Annotated in this window: 31 protein-coding genes; 9 read left to right on the forward strand and 22 right to left on the reverse strand. The window is 64.9% G+C overall.

What is annotated here, in order from left to right:
- Positions 1-17: 17 nt before the first annotated feature.
- The 4 genes from KBY93_RS08405 (at position 18) to KBY93_RS08420 (ending at position 3,665) form a co-directional block, all read left to right on the forward strand.
- On the forward strand, positions 18-902 hold the full coding sequence (locus KBY93_RS08405) for a bile acid:sodium symporter family protein (protein WP_255093852.1): 885 nt from the start codon (positions 18-20) through the stop codon (positions 900-902).
- A 60-nt stretch (positions 903-962) separates the two neighbouring features.
- On the forward strand, positions 963-1,412 hold the full coding sequence (locus KBY93_RS08410) for a thioredoxin family protein (RefSeq protein WP_255093853.1): 450 nt from the start codon (positions 963-965) through the stop codon (positions 1,410-1,412).
- Positions 1,409-2,233, forward strand: a complete 825-nt coding sequence (locus KBY93_RS08415) for a cytochrome c biogenesis protein CcdA (protein ID WP_255093855.1) — start codon at positions 1,409-1,411, stop codon at positions 2,231-2,233. The genes KBY93_RS08410 and KBY93_RS08415 overlap by 4 nt, the downstream gene beginning before the upstream one ends.
- Positions 2,234-2,336: 103 nt before the next feature.
- The gene (locus tag KBY93_RS08420) at positions 2,337-3,665 is read left to right on the forward strand and encodes a chloride channel protein (RefSeq protein ID WP_255093856.1); all 1,329 of its coding nucleotides are present in this window, start codon (positions 2,337-2,339) and stop codon (positions 3,663-3,665) included.
- Positions 3,666-3,697: 32 nt separating this feature from the next.
- Here KBY93_RS08420 and KBY93_RS08425 read toward each other — a convergent pair whose 3' ends face one another.
- The 4 genes from KBY93_RS08425 to KBY93_RS08440 all read right to left on the reverse strand — a co-directional run bounded on the left by KBY93_RS08425 (position 3,698) and on the right by KBY93_RS08440 (position 7,159).
- The gene (locus tag KBY93_RS08425) at positions 3,698-5,185 is read right to left on the reverse strand and encodes a glycosyl hydrolase family 57 (RefSeq protein ID WP_255093858.1); all 1,488 of its coding nucleotides are present in this window, start codon (positions 5,183-5,185) and stop codon (positions 3,698-3,700) included.
- Positions 5,186-5,661: 476 nt separating this feature from the next.
- Positions 5,662-5,958: a hypothetical protein gene (locus tag KBY93_RS08430; RefSeq protein WP_255093859.1), complete on the reverse strand. Its 297-nt coding sequence runs from the start codon at positions 5,956-5,958 to the stop codon at positions 5,662-5,664.
- Positions 5,959-6,093: 135 nt separating this feature from the next.
- On the reverse strand, positions 6,094-6,276 hold the full coding sequence (locus KBY93_RS08435; RefSeq protein WP_255093861.1) for a hypothetical protein: 183 nt from the start codon (positions 6,274-6,276) through the stop codon (positions 6,094-6,096).
- A 442-nt stretch (positions 6,277-6,718) separates the two neighbouring features.
- A complete protein-coding gene (locus KBY93_RS08440) occupies positions 6,719-7,159 on the reverse strand; it encodes a glutaminase (RefSeq protein ID WP_255093862.1) in 441 nt (146 codons plus the stop codon).
- A 392-nt stretch (positions 7,160-7,551) separates the two neighbouring features.
- On the opposite strand from KBY93_RS08440, the gene KBY93_RS08445 reads away from it, so the two are divergent.
- Together KBY93_RS08445 and KBY93_RS08450 are read left to right on the forward strand one after the other, a co-directional pair.
- Positions 7,552-7,812 (forward strand): type II toxin-antitoxin system Phd/YefM family antitoxin, encoded by a 261-nt coding sequence (locus tag KBY93_RS08445; RefSeq protein WP_255093863.1) that lies wholly within the window; start codon positions 7,552-7,554, stop codon positions 7,810-7,812.
- Positions 7,813-7,818: 6 nt separating this feature from the next.
- Complete coding sequence (locus KBY93_RS08450) at positions 7,819-8,220, forward strand: type II toxin-antitoxin system VapC family toxin (protein WP_094555295.1); 402 nt, start codon at positions 7,819-7,821, stop codon at positions 8,218-8,220.
- Here KBY93_RS08450 and KBY93_RS08455 read toward each other — a convergent pair.
- The 7 genes from KBY93_RS08455 to KBY93_RS08485 all read right to left on the reverse strand — a co-directional run bounded on the left by KBY93_RS08455 (position 8,198) and on the right by KBY93_RS08485 (position 10,784).
- The gene (locus tag KBY93_RS08455) at positions 8,198-8,380 is read right to left on the reverse strand and encodes a HepT-like ribonuclease domain-containing protein (RefSeq protein ID WP_255093864.1); all 183 of its coding nucleotides are present in this window, start codon (positions 8,378-8,380) and stop codon (positions 8,198-8,200) included. The two genes, KBY93_RS08450 and KBY93_RS08455, sit on opposite strands and share 23 nt — an antisense overlap.
- Before the next feature lie 30 nt (positions 8,381-8,410).
- Positions 8,411-8,665, reverse strand: coding sequence for a nucleotidyltransferase family protein (locus KBY93_RS08460; RefSeq protein WP_255093865.1), 255 nt, complete (start codon positions 8,663-8,665; stop codon positions 8,411-8,413).
- A gap of 399 nt (positions 8,666-9,064) precedes the next feature.
- The gene (locus KBY93_RS08465; protein ID WP_255093869.1) at positions 9,065-9,265 is read right to left on the reverse strand and encodes a PIN domain-containing protein; all 201 of its coding nucleotides are present in this window, start codon (positions 9,263-9,265) and stop codon (positions 9,065-9,067) included.
- A gap of 45 nt (positions 9,266-9,310) precedes the next feature.
- Positions 9,311-9,433: a hypothetical protein gene (locus tag KBY93_RS08470; RefSeq protein ID WP_255093870.1), complete on the reverse strand. Its 123-nt coding sequence runs from the start codon at positions 9,431-9,433 to the stop codon at positions 9,311-9,313.
- Positions 9,434-9,529: 96 nt separating this feature from the next.
- On the reverse strand, positions 9,530-9,763 hold the full coding sequence (locus KBY93_RS08475) for a DUF4926 domain-containing protein (protein ID WP_255093871.1): 234 nt from the start codon (positions 9,761-9,763) through the stop codon (positions 9,530-9,532).
- A gap of 371 nt (positions 9,764-10,134) precedes the next feature.
- Complete coding sequence (locus KBY93_RS08480) at positions 10,135-10,536, reverse strand: type II toxin-antitoxin system VapC family toxin (RefSeq protein ID WP_255093872.1); 402 nt, start codon at positions 10,534-10,536, stop codon at positions 10,135-10,137.
- A complete protein-coding gene (locus KBY93_RS08485) occupies positions 10,536-10,784 on the reverse strand; it encodes a CopG family transcriptional regulator (RefSeq protein ID WP_255093873.1) in 249 nt (82 codons plus the stop codon). Before KBY93_RS08485 ends, KBY93_RS08480 begins: the two co-directional genes overlap by 1 nt.
- Between KBY93_RS08485 and KBY93_RS08490 the strand changes: the two genes are divergently transcribed.
- Positions 10,783-10,932: a hypothetical protein gene (locus KBY93_RS08490; protein ID WP_255093874.1), complete on the forward strand. Its 150-nt coding sequence runs from the start codon at positions 10,783-10,785 to the stop codon at positions 10,930-10,932. The two genes, KBY93_RS08485 and KBY93_RS08490, sit on opposite strands and share 2 nt — an antisense overlap.
- Before the next feature lie 122 nt (positions 10,933-11,054).
- Here KBY93_RS08490 and KBY93_RS08495 read toward each other — a convergent pair whose 3' ends face one another.
- The 6 genes from KBY93_RS08495 to KBY93_RS08520 all read right to left on the reverse strand — a co-directional run bounded on the left by KBY93_RS08495 (position 11,055) and on the right by KBY93_RS08520 (position 12,768).
- A complete protein-coding gene (locus KBY93_RS08495) occupies positions 11,055-11,279 on the reverse strand; it encodes a type II toxin-antitoxin system HicA family toxin (protein ID WP_255093875.1) in 225 nt (74 codons plus the stop codon).
- A gap of 2 nt (positions 11,280-11,281) precedes the next feature.
- Positions 11,282-11,494, reverse strand: coding sequence for a type II toxin-antitoxin system HicB family antitoxin (locus tag KBY93_RS08500; protein WP_255093876.1), 213 nt, complete (start codon positions 11,492-11,494; stop codon positions 11,282-11,284).
- Positions 11,495-11,591: 97 nt separating this feature from the next.
- Entirely contained in the window at positions 11,592-11,999 is a 408-nt protein-coding gene (locus tag KBY93_RS08505) for a PIN domain-containing protein (protein WP_255093877.1), read from the reverse strand.
- On the reverse strand, positions 11,996-12,199 hold the full coding sequence (locus KBY93_RS08510; RefSeq protein WP_254978430.1) for a type II toxin-antitoxin system VapB family antitoxin: 204 nt from the start codon (positions 12,197-12,199) through the stop codon (positions 11,996-11,998). The genes KBY93_RS08505 and KBY93_RS08510 overlap by 4 nt, the downstream gene beginning before the upstream one ends.
- A 243-nt stretch (positions 12,200-12,442) precedes the next feature.
- Positions 12,443-12,565 (reverse strand): hypothetical protein, encoded by a 123-nt coding sequence (locus KBY93_RS08515; protein ID WP_255093878.1) that lies wholly within the window; start codon positions 12,563-12,565, stop codon positions 12,443-12,445.
- Complete coding sequence (locus KBY93_RS08520) at positions 12,562-12,768, reverse strand: 2-oxoisovalerate dehydrogenase (RefSeq protein WP_255093879.1); 207 nt, start codon at positions 12,766-12,768, stop codon at positions 12,562-12,564. The genes KBY93_RS08515 and KBY93_RS08520 overlap by 4 nt, the downstream gene beginning before the upstream one ends.
- Before the next feature lie 621 nt (positions 12,769-13,389).
- On the opposite strand from KBY93_RS08520, the gene KBY93_RS08525 reads away from it, so the two are divergent.
- A complete protein-coding gene (locus tag KBY93_RS08525; protein WP_255093880.1) occupies positions 13,390-13,719 on the forward strand; it encodes an HNH endonuclease signature motif containing protein in 330 nt (109 codons plus the stop codon).
- A 194-nt stretch (positions 13,720-13,913) separates the two neighbouring features.
- Here the strand turns inward: KBY93_RS08525 and KBY93_RS08530 are convergent, their stop codons facing one another.
- The 5 genes from KBY93_RS08530 to KBY93_RS08550 form a co-directional block, all read right to left on the reverse strand.
- Positions 13,914-14,210: a type II toxin-antitoxin system RelE/ParE family toxin gene (locus KBY93_RS08530; protein WP_255093881.1), complete on the reverse strand. Its 297-nt coding sequence runs from the start codon at positions 14,208-14,210 to the stop codon at positions 13,914-13,916.
- Positions 14,207-14,416, reverse strand: a complete 210-nt coding sequence (locus KBY93_RS08535; RefSeq protein WP_255093882.1) for an addiction module protein — start codon at positions 14,414-14,416, stop codon at positions 14,207-14,209. The genes KBY93_RS08530 and KBY93_RS08535 overlap by 4 nt, the downstream gene beginning before the upstream one ends.
- Before the next feature lie 148 nt (positions 14,417-14,564).
- Positions 14,565-15,023, reverse strand: coding sequence for a GNAT family N-acetyltransferase (locus KBY93_RS08540; protein WP_255093883.1), 459 nt, complete (start codon positions 15,021-15,023; stop codon positions 14,565-14,567).
- Between the two features lie 38 nt (positions 15,024-15,061).
- Positions 15,062-15,355, reverse strand: coding sequence for a DUF1778 domain-containing protein (locus tag KBY93_RS08545; protein ID WP_255093884.1), 294 nt, complete (start codon positions 15,353-15,355; stop codon positions 15,062-15,064).
- 226 nt (positions 15,356-15,581) lie between these two features.
- Positions 15,582-15,851 carry a prevent-host-death protein gene (locus KBY93_RS08550; RefSeq protein WP_255093885.1) on the reverse strand — a complete coding sequence of 90 codons (270 nt, stop codon included), beginning with the start codon at positions 15,849-15,851 and terminating at the stop codon, positions 15,582-15,584.
- A 309-nt stretch (positions 15,852-16,160) separates the two neighbouring features.
- On the opposite strand from KBY93_RS08550, the gene KBY93_RS08555 reads away from it, so the two are divergent.
- Positions 16,161-16,367, forward strand: coding sequence for an addiction module protein (locus KBY93_RS08555; protein ID WP_255093886.1), 207 nt, complete (start codon positions 16,161-16,163; stop codon positions 16,365-16,367).

A 16,367-nucleotide genomic window follows, 5' to 3' on the forward strand; every position in this document is an offset into this window, starting at 1 on the left:
ACCGTTGCTGGGCACCGATGCAGAACAGCTTGCTGACGACTGTTCTGCTGCCCGTCGCCCTGGCCATCGTGATGCTGGGGATGGGGCTGAGCCTGGTGCCGGAGGACTTCCGGCGCATCAGCCGCTATCCGCGGGCCGTGGCGCTGGGCAGTTTCTGTCAGATCGTGGTGCTGCCGCTGATCGGCGGCCTGCTGGCCTGGCTCTGGCCGATGGAACCTGCGCTGGCGGTCGGTCTGGTGATCGTGGCGATCTGCCCCGGCGGCCCCTCCTCCAACCTGATCACCTACCTGGCGAAGGGGGATGTGGCCCTGTCGGTGACGCTCACGGCGATCAGCAGCGTGGTGACGGTGTTCACGATCCCCGTGCTCGCCAATCTGGCCTTGCAGACGCTGATGGGATCCGGCGCGGAGATCAGCCTGCCTGTGGTGCCGACGATGCTGCGAATCGTGCTGATCACCCTGGTGCCGACGGCCATCGGCATGGGGATCCGGCAGCGGTTCACCGCCGCAGCGCTGAGGCTGGAGAAGCAGATGGGGCGGCTGGCGGCAGGTCTGCTGGCGTTGATCATCCTGCTGCTGGTGATCAAGGAAGCCGGCAAACTGCCCGGCTTCATCGCCCAGGTGGGCGCGGCGGTGGTCGTGCTGAATCTGCTGGGAACGGCGGCCGGCTTCCTCTCGGCCCGCCAGCTGGGCCTGCCCCTCGCCCAGCGGCTCAGCATCGCCATCGAGGTGGGCATCCAGAACGGCACGCTCGCGATCGCGATCACGGCCGGCCTGCTGAACAACATCGACATGGCCGTGCCGGCTGCGATCTACAGCCTCTGGATGAACATCACCGGATTCGCCATGGTCGCCTTCGGCCGCAGCAAGCTCGCCGCCGCGCAGGGGTCGGGGAATGGATGAGCCCCGGCAATCCAGCGCAAGGGTTCGCCGGTAGATCAGGCGTTCGCACTCTTTACCGCGATGTCCTTGCCCCTCGCCGCTCTGCTGCTCGCTCTCGGAAGCCCCCTGTCCATCGACCTGCCTGTCTCAGGCGGATGGGTGGCCCAGAAGCAGGGAGGTGCCCTCGCCCCTTCCCTGCAGGGCAAACCCGTCGTTGTCGATATCTATGCCAGCTGGTGCCCGGCCTGCCGCACGATTGCGCCGACCCTGAGTTCCCTGCAGCAAAGCAAGGCCGGCAAGGCCACCTTCGTGACCTTCGATGTGTCCGATGCCGCCACCCTGAAGGCCTCGCGCGAACGGGCCCGGGCGCTCGGCCTCAGCGCCTTCCTGGAGGCCAACCGCAGCCAGACCTCGCTGGTGGCCGTGATCAACCCTGCCACCGGCTCCACGGCGCAGACCTTCCGGGCCAGCACAGATGCGAGCGCCTATAGCAAGGCGATCAGCAAGGTTCAATCGATGCTCAAGCGATGAGCCGATCTGCCCTGCGCAGGCAAAGACCGGCGATTCTGGTGCTCCTGGCCGTGGTGACCCTGCTGGCAGGGCTGGCTTTGCACTGGCTGCCGCAGATCGGCGCTCAACTGGATCAGGCGATCCTGTCGACTTCGCAGGCCTACGCCGAACGGTTCGAGGCCTGGGGCGCTACCCCCCCGTTTCTGATTCCGCTGGCGGCTTTCGCTGGTGGGCTGCTGGCCAGCGTGTCGCCCTGCCTGCTGGCGATGCTGCCGTTGAACCTCAGTTACATCGGCACGCTCGGGCCGCTCAGCCGGCGTCAGGCCTTCGTCAGGGTGGCTGGATTCGTGGCCGGCACCGTCGTGGTGCTGAGCCTGTTCGGCCTGGTCGCCTCGTTCGCCGCAGCCGTGGTGGTTGACCACCGCGGCCCGGTCCATCTGGGGGTGGGACTGCTCATCCTGGTGATGGGCCTGAATCTGGCGGGCTGGCTCCCCCTGCGGCTGCCCCGCCTGCCCGAACTGCCTCCGGCCGGTGGCCCGTTCCTGGTGGGGATGGGATTCGCTCTGGTCAGCTCCCCTTGTGCCAGTCCGGTGCTGTTCTCGGTGCTCGCCGCTGCGGCCGGCACCGGCTCGGTCCTGTTGTCGGTGGTCACAATGGTGAGTTACGCCCTGGGTTACACCGCCGTGATCGCCGCCACCAGCCTCTGGGCCGGCCTGCTTGGCACCTCAAGGCTGCTGCTGCGCCATGGAGCCACGCTCAGCCGCGTCAGTGCCCTGGTTCTGCTGGCAGCAGGGGGTTTTTATGTCGTCCAGGGTCTGATCTGGAGCTGGGGGAGCTGGTAGCAGGCGGCTCCAGCTCCAGGACTGCAGGGCTATCACTGTTCGCGCAGCCCGCGGGCGCTTGGCGTCGTCTGCTGCTTCGCTGGGGCCTGATCCTGCGGTGCCCGTGGCTGTTCTTGTCGTCTGGCTGCTGCTGGGCCTGGTGATGGGGCTGTTGCAGTGGCCGTACCAGGCGCTCTCCGAACTGGGCTTTCGGCTGCAGCGCTGGCTGTGGCCGCTGCCTGGTCTGGAGGGTGGCCATGGCGGCATCGCTCAGGGGCTGCCGCCTGGCCTGGGAGCCGTGCTCGTGTTCGCGGCCAGCGCGCTTCTGATCTGGCTTGCCTGGGGTCCGTTGGCGGCCGGCAGAGGCGGCGGCGTCGCCCCGCTGCTGGCCCTGGATCGCTCCGGCCGGCAGGTTCCCCCCGAGGCGGAAGCGCACTGGCTGGAGAAGCTGAGCCTGGCCAGCCAGTTGCAGCGGCTGCCGTTGATGCTGCTCACCCATCTGGGTGGACTAACGGTTGGAGTGGAGTCCCCTTCGGTGGCCCTCGGAGCCAGTGTGCTGCTGGCGACCCGGCGACGCTGGCCCGGCTGCACCCCCCTGGCCCAGCTTCCCTCCAGTCTGGTGGCCGTGATCGGCGGAGCCGCCGGGCTGGGCGCGGCCTTCCGTTCACCCCTGCTGGCGGTGGCCTATGGCCTGGAGGAGCTTGGGCAACGCAGTGGACTGTCCCTGGTGCTGCCCGCGCTGCTGCTGGCGGGCAGCGGCAGCGTGGTGGCAACGGCGATGGGACAACCGGCTCGCCTGCCGGGCCTGGAGCTGGGCGGCCTCGCGCCGGCCCTGTGGGGCTGGGCCATGCTGCTGACCCTGGTGGGTGCAGCCGCTGGCGCCCTGCTGGTGCGGCTGCTGATCCCGGCGGCAGCCTGGGTGAAGCGGCTGCTGGCGCGCCGGCGCCTGGGCGGGGCATTGCTGCTGGCCGGCCTGCTCACACTGCTGGCGCTCGCCAGCGGCGGCCTCAGCCTCAACGATGGATCCCTGTCACTGGGATCGGCCCTGGCCGGGGGGGATGGCGGGCCTTCGCTCACCCTGCTGTGGCGAACCCTGGCCACCGTGCTCAGCCTGGCGGCGGGTGCTCCCGGTGGCCTGATGCACGACAGCATGACCCTCGGTGCGCTCCTCACCAGCCCCCTGCGGTCCCACGCCGGCCTGGGCGCCACTGAGCTGGCCCAGCTGGCGGCGGTCGGCGCCACCGCCCTGTTCGCCAGTGCCCACGGCAGCCCGCTGTTCTGCGCGGCGTTCGTGTTCACCCTGCAGGGCGATCCGGCGTTGTTGCCAGCCCTGTTGCTGGTGAGTGCCATCAGTGGCGCCCTGGGTGAGCGCTGGCGCGGTGAGGGCTGGAACGAGCACCAGTGCCAGGCGCTGATCGATCAGGCGCCCGGTGCCACCCCATCGAGCCGGTGATCCACGCCGGTTTCAAGACCTGGGCTGACTAACTAACCGATCGCGGCCTCACCGTGCCTGTGAATCTCGCTGGCGTAGCCGGTCCAGGCCCCCTGGCCCCAGTAGCGGAAGCAGCTGGTTTCCAGCAGCAGCAGATGGAGCAGGGCTTCCTGGTAGCGCGGGGTTGTGGTGACGGCGGGATCCTGCGCCACCAGGGGATCAAACACCTGGTGGAAATGGGCGCTGAGGCGGTTCATCGGCTCCAGCACGTTGCCGTATCCCTCCACCCAGCTGAGGTTGTTGGTCCAGGACGCTCCCGCCATCGAGAAGTGGGGATCACCTGCCTGGAGTGCGGCGATGGCTGCTTCGGTGGCCGCCGGGGTGGGTGGGTTGCCGTTGGTCTGGCGGTCAACGGCCTCCCAGAGCTTGTGTTGCTGAACCGCCTGAATCTCTGGGTAATCAGCTGGGCTGACCCCGGCGGCTCCCAGCAACTCCAGATATTCGGTGCCGTTGATCGCCACAGTGCCTGGATCGCCGCCTGAATCAGTGGCCGAATCAGTGACCTGGGCGGCGATTTTCTGATGGGCCTGGATGAAGGCGGATGGGAATTCATTCATCATCACGCCGCCATTTTCTCCATCGGCAATCTGCGACACAAGCGAGGGGATCGTGGTGTCTCCCAGCACTTGGCGGCCCAGCCCGAGTGCTTCGTAGCAGGGCTGCATCTGGCCCACCAGCTTGGTATCGGAGCCCTGGGTTTTGATCAACGCCGTGATACTCACCAACTCACCGCTGGAGTTGCACGCCACGAGTTGGTTGGGGATGTACTTCTGCGCCTGGCTGAGGCTGGAGCCATCGATGTTCTCCACGCTGTGCTCCTGCACCAGCAGCCACTGGTAGCCGCATTCCCTGAGAGCCTTCACCAATGCATAGAGGGTGTCGGGGTGGTTGGGCAGGTGCATTTCAGGCGGTGAGAAACCCTTCACCCGTTGCAGCGCCTCAGGGCCGAAGAGGGCTGCGAAATGGTGCTGCCAGGCCAGGATCTGCAGCCTGAGATCGGGAATCGGCGTGGAGGGTGCCACGGCATGGCTCCAGAAGCTGCCGAGCCATTCAACGTGGGGTTGCAGGCTGGGATCGCAGGCGAGAAGTTTCAGGGCATTGAGGATGTCGTGGCGGCCCATCTGCTCAAAACCCCAGAGCAGGTTGCCTGAATAATCCAGCATGATCCGTGGGTTGCAGCCATCTCGAATCAGCTGGGGAAGGATCTCAGCGAGGCGCTTGTAGCAGTGGGCAAATGCTTCGGCGTTGTGGTTGTCCCCCTCGCCGGGGTGCTCAAACATGTACTGCAGATGCGATATCAGCTCGCCATTCGCCCCGGCGGGAATCGTGGGCTGGTGCATGTGCAGGGCGCAGGCGAAGCCTGAGCGGATCTGCGCCAGGTTGAGATTGGTGCGCGGCAGAAAAACGGGGCCGGCCTGCTGCATCAGGGCGAGGATCCCGGCTTCATCACCCGCGATCGGCGGAAGGGCGGAGTTGGTCATGGTGGTGGTGTGGTGCCGGATCACTAGGCCAACGCGGGCGCTGGGCAGGTCGTGCTGGGCCAGTCTGGGGGGCAGGCTCTGCGCAGGGCCCCACCGGAAGGTTGATACCCGGTGATCCTGGCCGGACATCGGTCATGGATGAGACGGCTCCGGAACTCAAGGTCCACTAGATGGAGTGAGGAATCCCGCAACCGATGAGCCCTCTTTTCCCCTGTTCAGGCTGCGGCCTGCAGATCGAACGGTCGATGCGCCTCTATCGAGATCAGAAAGGGACTGTGCTCTGCTCAACCTGCAAAGACAAGCTGGAGGCGGATCAAGCCTCTTCACCTGCGCCGAGCGCTGCACAGAGCCAGTAGCTCCCATGGGTGAGACGCATGCTGGTGAGCACGGCAGGATTTCAACGGCTCCCAGCACTCCTTCGATCAGGCCTCGCATGCTTCGGCGGCCTCGGCTCACGCTGCGTCGCTTTAGGAGGCTCAACCCCCTTTCGCATAGGGCACCAGCAAGTTGGCCAGCATCGGGGAGTGGCGCCGGTTGAGCGTGACCAAGGTGGCTACAGCCGTACTGACGGCGAAAGCATCCAGACGCTGCGCTTCGGGTCCGACAGGTAGATCTGCATGCGTTGTAACATCCACCTCATTGTGAATACACCATACGTCGCCTGAACCACGGGCAGATCCAGGCTCAAAGCAGTGCGACCGTTCTTTCTGCAGGTCTGGCCCAGGGGAATCGCCAGCTGGCAGAGATCCGCTGGTGTCGAGCAGCAGGGTCATGAGGTGATCTGCTGGTCGCGCTGGCGCAAACATTCCTGGTCGGCCTTGAAGGTGTCCGTCCGTGCTCCATTGGGTGCTTCTGCTTGCAGTCAGCAAGGGCTCGGCATTGCGATGGGCTGCCGTTTCCGGGAGCGTTCAGGCTCCCGAACCTGACCCAGTGACCGAAACGATCCGGTAGTACTCCCGATCGTCGGAGCAGCAGATGTCTGCGTAATACCGTTCCACCACGGCGTAGGCCTCGTCGTAGCTGGCGAACACCTGGCCGGCGATGCCGTCCTTCACACCGTCATCGCGCTGGATCTGATATTTGTCGCCCATAGGTCTGGAATGGCTGGGTTCTCAGTTATACCGATCCGGGTATTCACCGGGATCGTCGATGCGGGTGACCCGCACGCCAGGTAGCCAGGTGACTGTGCCAGAGGGGACACTTCATCTGCTCTGCCCGCATCGCTCACCTGCCGCCTCAGGGCCCCAGAGCACCCACAGGAATCACAGCGATTCCATCGGAAGGGGGCTGGGGGGGAGACATGGCGAGTGAGCTTCTCCTCCACCGGTGGCACCCCCGTCACACCCCAACGAGGATGCCCCCATGTCCCCAAACGCTTGAAGCGGATGGGCGAGACAAGCTGATCGGTGGCGACCAGGCAGCAGCGGCCGATGCGGTTCTGAAGTGCATTGAGTCTATTTCGCCCTTGAGTTCTCAATGAGCGCGATCTCTTGCGATAGAGCCGTTCGTAACGATTCAGCCGTATGGCTCCGTTCATTCTGGATGGATTAAATGATTCTCAGCCGATCTTGTGTATTGAATCGAGTGATAGACATCAACATCGCCCAGGCCCATGCGCTGGCCGTCAACGCTGCAGACGGCCACGCCCCACCGCTCGGAATCGGCATCGCGCAGTATCGGGATGTAGTCGGCGTTGCTGCCACTTCTGTCCGTTGCCACATGGCGGTACACCGTTTCGATGTCGGAGCAGAACTCCTGCCAGTCGGGAATGACCAGCTGGCGCCTGAAGGCGCGATTCAGCATCAACAGCTCATCGCCCACGATCGCCGCGAACTGCTCGAAGTCGATCGGTTGATCGCCCAGCTTCTGCAGCAAGGCCATGGTGGTGGCCAGGCGAAAATCGTCGGCACCGATGCCGCTGTTTTCGATGTGGGTACCAATGTCTGCCGCCGTGGTGGTGCCGTGGTGCGCCACCAGGTCGAAAAGCTCGCGCAGACGTTAAATGTCTTGCACGGTATCGCTCTCTGGAGATTAGGTTGATGTTCTGGGTTGAGCCTGTAGCGCCGCAAACGGCGATGGAGTCGACCCACTGCAGACGCAGGGCCTCCAAGCTCCTGAAGGGATCCAAGCCAATCACCGTGCTGCACCTTGGGCATGGCCAACGAGCGCAGGAAGCACGCTCTACACGTGCCACGCCTGTAACACCCCCGCCCGTGAGCCCCCCCCATGCCCCCTCACCCCTCCAACGGCTAAGAGCGCCGCTGTGCTGTCTGCCCGTTCATCCAGGCGCTCGGCCTGTGGCGAGAGGGGCGCCAGGACGTATCGGGTCGACTAAGCTGGTTGAACTCAATCCAGAGGAGGTGGCCATGCGTCAGGTGAACATGCACGACGCCAAGACCCACCTCTCCCGGCTGGTGGAGGAAGCGGCGGCGGGCGAGGCGTTCGTGATCTGTAAGGCCGGCCGGCCAATGGTGCGCGTCACCGCACTGGATGACGCCAGCAACGCAGCTCCCAAGCGGCGACGCCTGGGACTGCTGCAGGGCCAGTGCGCGGTGCCCGACGACTTCGACCGGATGGCAGCCGCTGAGATCGCCGATCTGTTCGAAGGCCTCCAGCCGGGCGGCTGAGAAGCCATGGATCTGCTGCTGGATACCCACCTGCTGGTGTGGGCGATGGGATCGCCCGATCGGCTTCCCGCTGGTTTGGCAACGATGCTGGAAGACCCGCTCAACACCCCGGTGTTCAGCGTTGCCAGCCTGTGGGAGCTGGTGATCAAGCAGGCCCTGGGACGGCCTGATTTCCACGTGCAGCCTGCGGTGCTGCGCCGAACCCTGCTGGACGGGGGCTGGCAGGAGCTGCCCATCGAAGCGCGTCATGCCCTGGCGGTGGCCCAGCTGCCGCCGCTGCACCGCGACCCGTTTGACCGGTTGCTGCTGGCCCAGGCCACCGCCGACGGGCTGCTGCTGATCACGGCCGACAGCCAGCTGGCGGCGTACCCGGGGCCGGTGCGCTTCATGGCTGCTGCTGAGGGCTGAGAGCATGACCACCGGTGTGATGCACGCCACTGCCGCTCAGCCATGTGATCGGCAGGGCTGGAATGCTCTCGGAAACGATCTGCCAGATGATGTTGCCTTCGAGGCCGACATAGGCATGAGCCAGCACATAACGGAGGCCGGCGATTCGCCGCCAAAGCACCTCAGGGCCTAGTCACGCGCTTGTGGACGCTCAGGCAAGAGGAACGGTCTCCTGCTCAATCCGCTGCCGCAACTCAGGGCGAAGACCGCGGCGGGTCACCAGGTCCACCCGGGCGCTGAGCAGGTCTTCCAGGGCCAGCTTGAGGTCCATGTACTGCTCAAAACTGGGGCTGGAGGGGAAATCCACAAGCAGATCCACGTCGCTCTGCAGCCCTGCCGCGCCGCGGATCACGGAGCCGAAGACACGAAGATCCCGGCCACCGTGGGCGGCTGTGAGAGCGAGCAACTCGGGCGCCAACTGCCTGAGCCGCTGAAGAGTGGGTGGCTTGGATGGATCAATGACTCCCATTCTGCTGCTCGCCACCAGCCCACGCTGCGAGAGCTGGCCACTCTGACTGCATGGCCCCGCACCCCTCTGCCACCTACCAGCGCCTGCGCACGTTCATCGCCGGGCGCAGGCGCAGAGCCCCATCGATCAGCCGCTGATGCTCCAGGAACTGCTCGGACGCCCCAGCCCCGCCCCAGTGCAGGACGTGGCCCGCAGGATCCTCGGCGAGAACGTGATCCAGATCGATTGCTCACCGGCAACGCATCACCACTGAGCGACGCCGAGCGCGATGAGCTGCTGCAGCCCTGCCGCCAGCGCCTCGACACCTTCCGGGCCCGGGGCCGCGGCGAGTGCTGCTCACGCCCATAACCGGACATCCACGTGCTGAGAAGCCGCCTGAAAGTCTTGATCCGTTGTGAGCAGCGTCAGGTCGTAGCGCTGGCAAAGCTGGATGAGCAGGGCATCAATCGTGCCGATCTGGTCACCCCGGCGGCGGCAGGCCTTGCGGATGTCGGCGGCTGGGATGTGATCCTGCTTATCGGGCTGAAGAAAGGCCATCACGGCGAAAAGCCAGCGACCATACAGAGGTGTCGACCAGCAGGCTCACCGCTGGCGATCACGTTCGGCCTTGACGTCGTAGCCGGGATCCCACTCGAGCTTGCCGAAGAGCTCGGCAACCTGGCGCTGTTCCCGGCGCGCGATGAACTCCTGAAGGGCACGGGTCACGTCAGCCTGACGGGCCGCCCAACAACATGCCCCCGCCCCAGCGCAGGACGTGCCCCGGCGGATCCTGGGCAGCGAGGAGCTGAGCGAGGCCGAATCTCAGGGATTGGCCGTAGCCAATGAACGCACAGTGATCAGATCGTGAGCACCAATCGCTCGAAGGCTGGCTGATGAAAGCGTCAGTAGGGGTTGCGTGCGTCCGGATGCGGCGACAAACTCAACCTCATAGGTTTCAGGATCGTGAATGGCAACGACAGCACAGAGATCGCCCGATTGAAAACCAGTCTCGGGAATGTTCTGGGTGAGAGCAACAGTCTGGTGCAAGGCAAACATGACTTACTCCGGAAATGCGGTGATGAGCCTTGGCTGATTGGAGTGATCGGAAATCAGCTGGGTTGGTTGGTTTAAGCTTGTGCGGAACTGCTTTGAAGTTCCATTAGGGCCTTCTAATCTAGCCTTGATCATAACTCTCATCCCGTAGGCGCTGCTCTCGATCTGCTCAACCACTCCGGTCCGCCCATGGTGAAGCAGGTCGTCGCAGATCTTGGCCTTCTCGACAACCGCCTGGTCTGCATGGGGGGAGCATTCGTGGGCCAGGAGATCGCCGGAGCTTCTCAATCAGTGCCACCCCGTCCAACCTCAGCGAGGATGCGCCCATGCCCCTGGCGTTGCCCCAGCGGCAGCGGCTCAGGGCCTACTCAGGATCACCCTTCCTTCGCATAGGGAACCAGCACAGTGGCCAGCATCGGGAAATGGCGCCGATTGAGCGTGGCCAGAGTTGCTCCGGCAGCCTGCACACTCGCGGCAATCAGGGCATCCGCGAGGCCCGTGCCGTGGCTGCGGCCGTACTGACGGCGCAACAGCCCCGCCTGGATGGCCGCCTCTTTCTCAAGCGGGAGCACCGAGAAGGCCGACACAAAGGCATCCAACCGCTGGCGCTCCTCCCCCTCGCGCACACCTACATAGAGCTCAGCGATCGACACCACAGAGACCGCCAAGGGCTGATCGCAGCCTTCCAGGAACACCACCGCCAGGGGCTGATCGCGGAGATAGTCGATCAGGACATCCGTGTCGATCACGAGCAAGCCATTCGCGGCGGACGCCATCAGCCGCCTTCAGGGGGGATGCGATCAAGTTCCTGGCGCAACGTCAGCCCATCCAGCGGACCAGGTCCGGCTGCCCAGAGGCCCCTTCCCGCTCGAAGCCTGGCCAGCCGCTCTTGAGGCTGGTTGTTATCCAGAAAGCGATCGATGGCTTCACGGATCAGGGCGCTCTGGCTGCGTCCGCTGCGTTGGGCCAGGGCCAGAAGCCCTTGCCGCTCCGGCTCCGACAGGTAGATCTGGGTCCGCTGCATGGCCAACCTCCTGGTGTATACACCATACACCGCACGCATGGACCATCACTGCATGGCCTTCAGCCTCTCTGTTGGCTTCCTGCGCCCGCGGCTGACCATCGCCGAGTGGATGCGCATGAGCCCCATCGACAAGCCGCTGATGCTGTAGCCGAAGGTTTTCGCGCAGCGGTTGGATCTGCTGGGCCATTGATTTGCCATGCAACAGCCAGCCCCGCCCCGGCGCAGGATGTGGCCCGCCGGATCCTGGGAAGCGCATGGTGGGCAAGGTGCTCAGCGGTGGCTGAGGAACTCCTCCAGGGTCATGCCGATGTCCTTGGCGATCTGGCGGAGCAGCGGAGGAGAAATGTCACGTCCCTTATGGACTGGAACAGTGGTGTTGCGGCCGCGAGGATTACGAAACTGCAGATGGGAGCCTCGTTGAAGAACCAAATCGAAGCCCAGTTTCCGAAGGATCTCCGCCACCTCAGAGGACTTGAGGACGGGGGTTGAACCCACGATCAGGCCGGCACCACGATCTGCTGCAGGCCCACGAAGTCGCTCTCCAGGGCCGGCTCGCCGTCCTCAAGGAGCATGGCGATCACCTCCTGGAGGTTGGCCTGCAGTTCATCGAGGGTCTCCCCCTGGCTGTGAGCGCCGGGGAAGCCAGGGACGTAGCCCACAAGCATCCCCGTGTCTGCACAGCGCTCGATGACGGCGGAAAACGTACGCACAGTCTCTGCTGCCTTGAGTTGATACACCGTAGGCAACCCGCCAGGGCTTCTCCCCCACAAGTGCCACCCCCGTCACACCCCAGCGAAAGGGCGACCCTCACGCCATTCCCCATAACCGAAACTCCACCTGCTGAGAGGCTGCCTGTAAGTCCTTGTCGGTTGTCAGCAGCGTCAGCTCGTAGCGCTGGCAGAGTTGGATGAGCAGGGCATCGATAGTGCCGATCTGGATACCCCGGCGGCGGCAGGCATTGCGGATTTCGGCTGCTGCAATGTGGTCCTGCTTGTCGGGCTGGAGGAAAGCGAGGGCGGAAAGGCGCTCCACCAGCTGGTCTCGGTTTTTGGGGCCGGCAAAGCCCTGCAGCACCTCCTGGAGGACCAATCCGGTGGTGAAGACCTGCTCAGCACCCTGAAGAGCAGCACGAAGGGCGCCCACCTCAGGCGCGCCGGGCTGACCATCACGGCGAAAGGCCAGCGACCAGACAGAGGTGTCGACCAGCAGACTCACCGCTGGCGTTCCCGTTCGGCCTTGACGTCGTAGCCGGGGTCCCACTCGAGCTTGCCGAAGAGCTCGGCAACCTGGCGCTGCTCCCGGCGCGCGATGAACTCCTGAAGGGCACGGGTCACGGCGGCCTTTTTGGTGGGCTCACCGCTCACGCGGAAGGCGTGATCGAGCAGATCCTGATCGAGAGCGAGATTCGTGGCCATGTGTGACCTCCTTGAGAGGTGCCTACACATTAGTTCCGTCGCCCTGGCTGAGGGGGCAAGCAAAGGCATGGCGCCTGGTATGGGCTTCTCCCCCACCAGTGCGACCCCCGTCACACTCCAGCCTGGGTGCCCCCATGCTTCCAAGCGCGTGAAGCGGATGGGCAAGACCCGCTGATCGGTGGTGACCAGGCAGCCGCCGATGTCATCCCCACGGCCCAAAAGAGCGGCCCCACGGCCGAGCACTCAAAGGTCCAGGCTGTCGATCAGCTCGTCGATCGAGCAGCCCACCTGAGCGGCCACGTCCTTGAAGATCCGCCGCAGGCGATCAGCCAGAAGCTGGCCGTTGACGTCCCGCGGAATCCTCACAGGGCCAGCAGTTCCTGCCTCACGTGATGGAGGAGGTTCAGGGGCGGCGCCTGGCCCGGATCGAAATGGCAGACAACGGCGTCGCGGATCTCCCGGTGGAGCTCCTCAAGGGTCTCGGCCTCGGTGTGGATCGCGGCACCGGCTGCGCTGGCCCGGAAGGAACCGTCCTCAGCTTCCTCCACCACGAAAAGAATTTCCCGCATGGACGCCTCCAGTTGCACCAGTCTTGCAGTGGTAGAGGGAATGCTGCTCCTGTCCGGGCGAACGGTCTGGGGCGCCAGACCCACATCCGAGGCCGGGTTGGACCGCACGCGGATTGATGCCGTTTCGGTGCGGCCTCATCCTTCTGGATAAAAGGCGCTGCTCTGGCCTCAAGCAGACGTCCGCTGCTCCAGCCGCTCCGCCAGCCACACCTTGATGAAAGCGGATCACCGGGCAGAAAGCGCTGGATGAAGGCCACCAACGGCATGGGTCCGCAACGGGGATTCCAGCTGCTAACTCCTGGGATCTGTCGCCAGCACTGCACGTGTAGATGGGGATCGGTTCCGGGGAGCAGCTGCACCCGGTAGCGGTACTCGGCATCGGCGGCCCGCTCTGGGCACTGGATTGGCTCCGCCCTGGGCTGGGAGCTCATGAAGGCGGCGAGGAAGGAGGCGGGTTCAGGGTTTTCGCGCAGGGCTGCCGCAAAGCGCCAGGCGGCTCCAGTGGGATAGCCGTCGTGATGGAGGTCAACGTGGCGCTCCGGGTCGCCGGGAAAGCCGGTGAAAGAGAAGACGGCGCGGGTTGCCAAGGGGCTGGGGCTGCAGTAACCGCAAGTACCATCGGTGTATCAGCAGCTCCGCTTGGGCCAGCACGGTCTTCACGGTGTCGACCTCCAGGATTCGGGGGGAGAACGTGACCCAGACCGACCGCTCACCGGCAACGGCATCACCGTCTACGGCAACGGCACCTACAGCCTTATCGGCGCAAGCGAGCTGAGTGACGATGAGCGCGACGAGCTTCTGGACCTCTGCCGCCAGCGCCTTGATGCCTTCCGCGCCCGTGGCCGCTGCGAATGCTGCGGCGCGCACAAGCACGAGTACGCCCTGGAGGTGAATCACATCATCCCCAGCAATGCCCAGCAATGCCGGCAAGTGCGACACGGATCGCACTGACTTCCGCGGCCTGCAGGCCAGCTACGGCCACAGCCTGGTGATCCCGCGGCGCCATGGGGCCAATGGGTTGGTGCTGCACCAGCCGGAGTGGAACGCCGCGGTGGAGCTGTTGAAACAGCAGCGGGACCTCGTCATTTCCATTACCAAGCCCCGTAACAACCCGTCCCCTGCCTTCATTGCCCGGCAACGCCCATTCAGGTGCGCTGCTGCCAGCGCTGGGGATCCTGGCGGCCGTGCAGGGCGAGCACGAGGATTTCAGCGCCCTGCTCGCGGAAGTAGAGGGCATAGGGGAATCGACTCAGCACATGCCTCCGGATCTGGCCGTGAATCAAGGGGAAGGATTGGGGACTGTGGCGAATGCGCTCCACCCCAGCAGCAACGGTTTCGGCAAAGTCGCTGGCCAGCGCCGGCTCACGCCTGCCGTACCAGCGCTGGGTTTCCAGCAGGTCCTCCACCGCCTCCGGCAGGAAGCGCACTGCAAGGAGCGTCATCCAAGGCCGAGCTGGCTGCGCACCTCATCCCAGGCCACCGCGCCGCCAGGGTTGTTGAGATGAGCCGACCAACGCCGATCCAGCTCAGAGCAGAGGGCGGAATCAAGTGGTAGCGCTCCATCTCGGGCCTCGTCATTCAGGCTGTCCCAGAGGGCGATGGCCAGGGCCAGCCGTTCGCTCTGGGGCAGTTGAAGGAGGTCAGACATGGGAGTCATCGCCACCACGGACGGCTGAAAACCCATCGTAGGCACGCTCCAAGGCTGACAAAGCAATGGGAGGGGTCGAGGCCAAGCCAGCAAAGCTTCTTCCCTACCAATGCCACCCCCGTCTCAGGCCGCCAGGAGGCCCCCATGCTCATCGGAGGATCTTTCTTGCATCCTTGAGCAGCAGAAGCAGTTGCTGCTGGCGCAGCGGCGATGGGATGAATCCGAACCGGGTGTAAAAGCGGGCCGCGTCTTCGTCGATGGGATGGGTCAGGATTGCCCGAATTCCGGCCTGCTCGGCGATCACCAGCGTACGACGGATCGTGTCCTGAAGCATCCCGAGACCAAGACCACGTCCATGGTTCTCGCCTGACACGGCGAGCCTGGCCAGGATGACCACAGGCAGTGGAAATCGCCCCATTCCCTGACGAATCCGCTCTGGCGCCTCCACAGTGTCGACCTGGCCCACGGTGAGGCTGTAGTAGCCGGCGACCCGGGTCTCCTCGTCGGCAACGACGAACGTTCTGGCCGAGCCACCGGTCTGCGCCTGGCGGGCGTGGTGCAAGAGCCAGTGATTGAGTGTGGGCTTGCCGCAATCAAAGCCTTCCAACCGGTGCTGGACGGCCAGCGGCTCCGGCGGCCGCCAGATCACTGGGCATCCCAGGGTGCCTGCCTGGCGAACAGATCACGCAGACCCTCGTTGGCCTGGTCGGGACGCTCCAGCAGATCGATCAGGGCCTGAGCCTGCGAGCCGGAAACCATGAACAGGCGCTGATCCAGGAGCGTCTGCTCGGCAGCGAGGCAGGCACTGTCGAGGATGAAGTCGGTGAGCGACTTGTGGGTCACCTCGGCGGCACGGCGCAGCACGGCTTCCTGTTCCGGCGTGGCGCGGAGGCCGAGCCGGGCCGAGCGGGGGGGAGGTGAAGACCCGATGGCAGCCATGGCGATAACTCCCCTGCTGGAGCGACTGAACGATGTTAGTACAACTGACGCACACAGACGGCGAAGAGGCGTCCCGCAGGGCTTGGCCGAGAGCATGAAGGAGGGCATGGCATCACAGTGGAGGCGTCTCCCCTACCAGTGCCACCCCCGTAACACCCCAGCGAAGATTCCACCATGCCCGGCCCCCGCGCAGGACGTGACCCGCCGGATCCTGGGGGAACCTCACTCAAGCCGTTGGCTGGTCACAGTGACCTTGCCGCCAGGCCTTGACGTCGGCACTGAGCTCGTCTTCGCTGAGGCCGAGATCCTCCAGTTCAGCCTGCATCAGCCGGCCCGCCTCCAACACCTTGTCCCGATCACTCAGGTTGCCTTGCAGGGGCAAGGGCACGTAGAGGCCAATGGTGCGGCCATGGCGGGTCACCTCAATCGGCGTGGACGATTCCAGATGGGAGGCCAGCCGGGTCCTGAGTTCACGGATGCCAATACGGGTCGCCACGCCTTCCTCCCGCCAAATGTGTACACATCCTAGGGCTGGCTGGGGCGGCACAACCACTCCCGGAGCCGGGTTGGCTGCAGCCGCCACGCGCCCACTCCAGAAGGGATCCCAGCAAGGGCGATGGCCTGACGGGCCGCTCAACAACAAACTTGCCCGTGCCCCGGTGCACGACGCGGCCCGGCGGATTCTGGAAATCGGATGGTGGGCAAGGTGCTGCCGTAAAAGCGCTGGGGCTGCGAGGGCGACGCGTCTGCAGGCCCCCGCTACCGTGAAAACATCTGGTCCCCGGCCCTGCCGGCACGGCATGTGGTGAATGACCTGCTGACCCTGCCCCTGGCGCAACGGCTGGAGCTGGTGCAAAGCCTGTGGGACTCGATCGACTCTGAGCAGATCGGCCCTGAACTCACGGAGGCCGATCGGCAGCTGATCGATCAACGGCTGGAGAGCTTCCTGGCGGACGGCAACCCCGGCCTTGATGCCGATGAGGTGCTGAACGCCCTGGAGCAGTCCCTCTGA

Origin of the sequence: Synechococcus sp. J7-Johnson (genome assembly GCF_024345795.1) — a bacterium.
Taxonomy (GTDB): domain Bacteria; phylum Cyanobacteriota; class Cyanobacteriia; order PCC-6307; family Cyanobiaceae; genus Regnicoccus_A.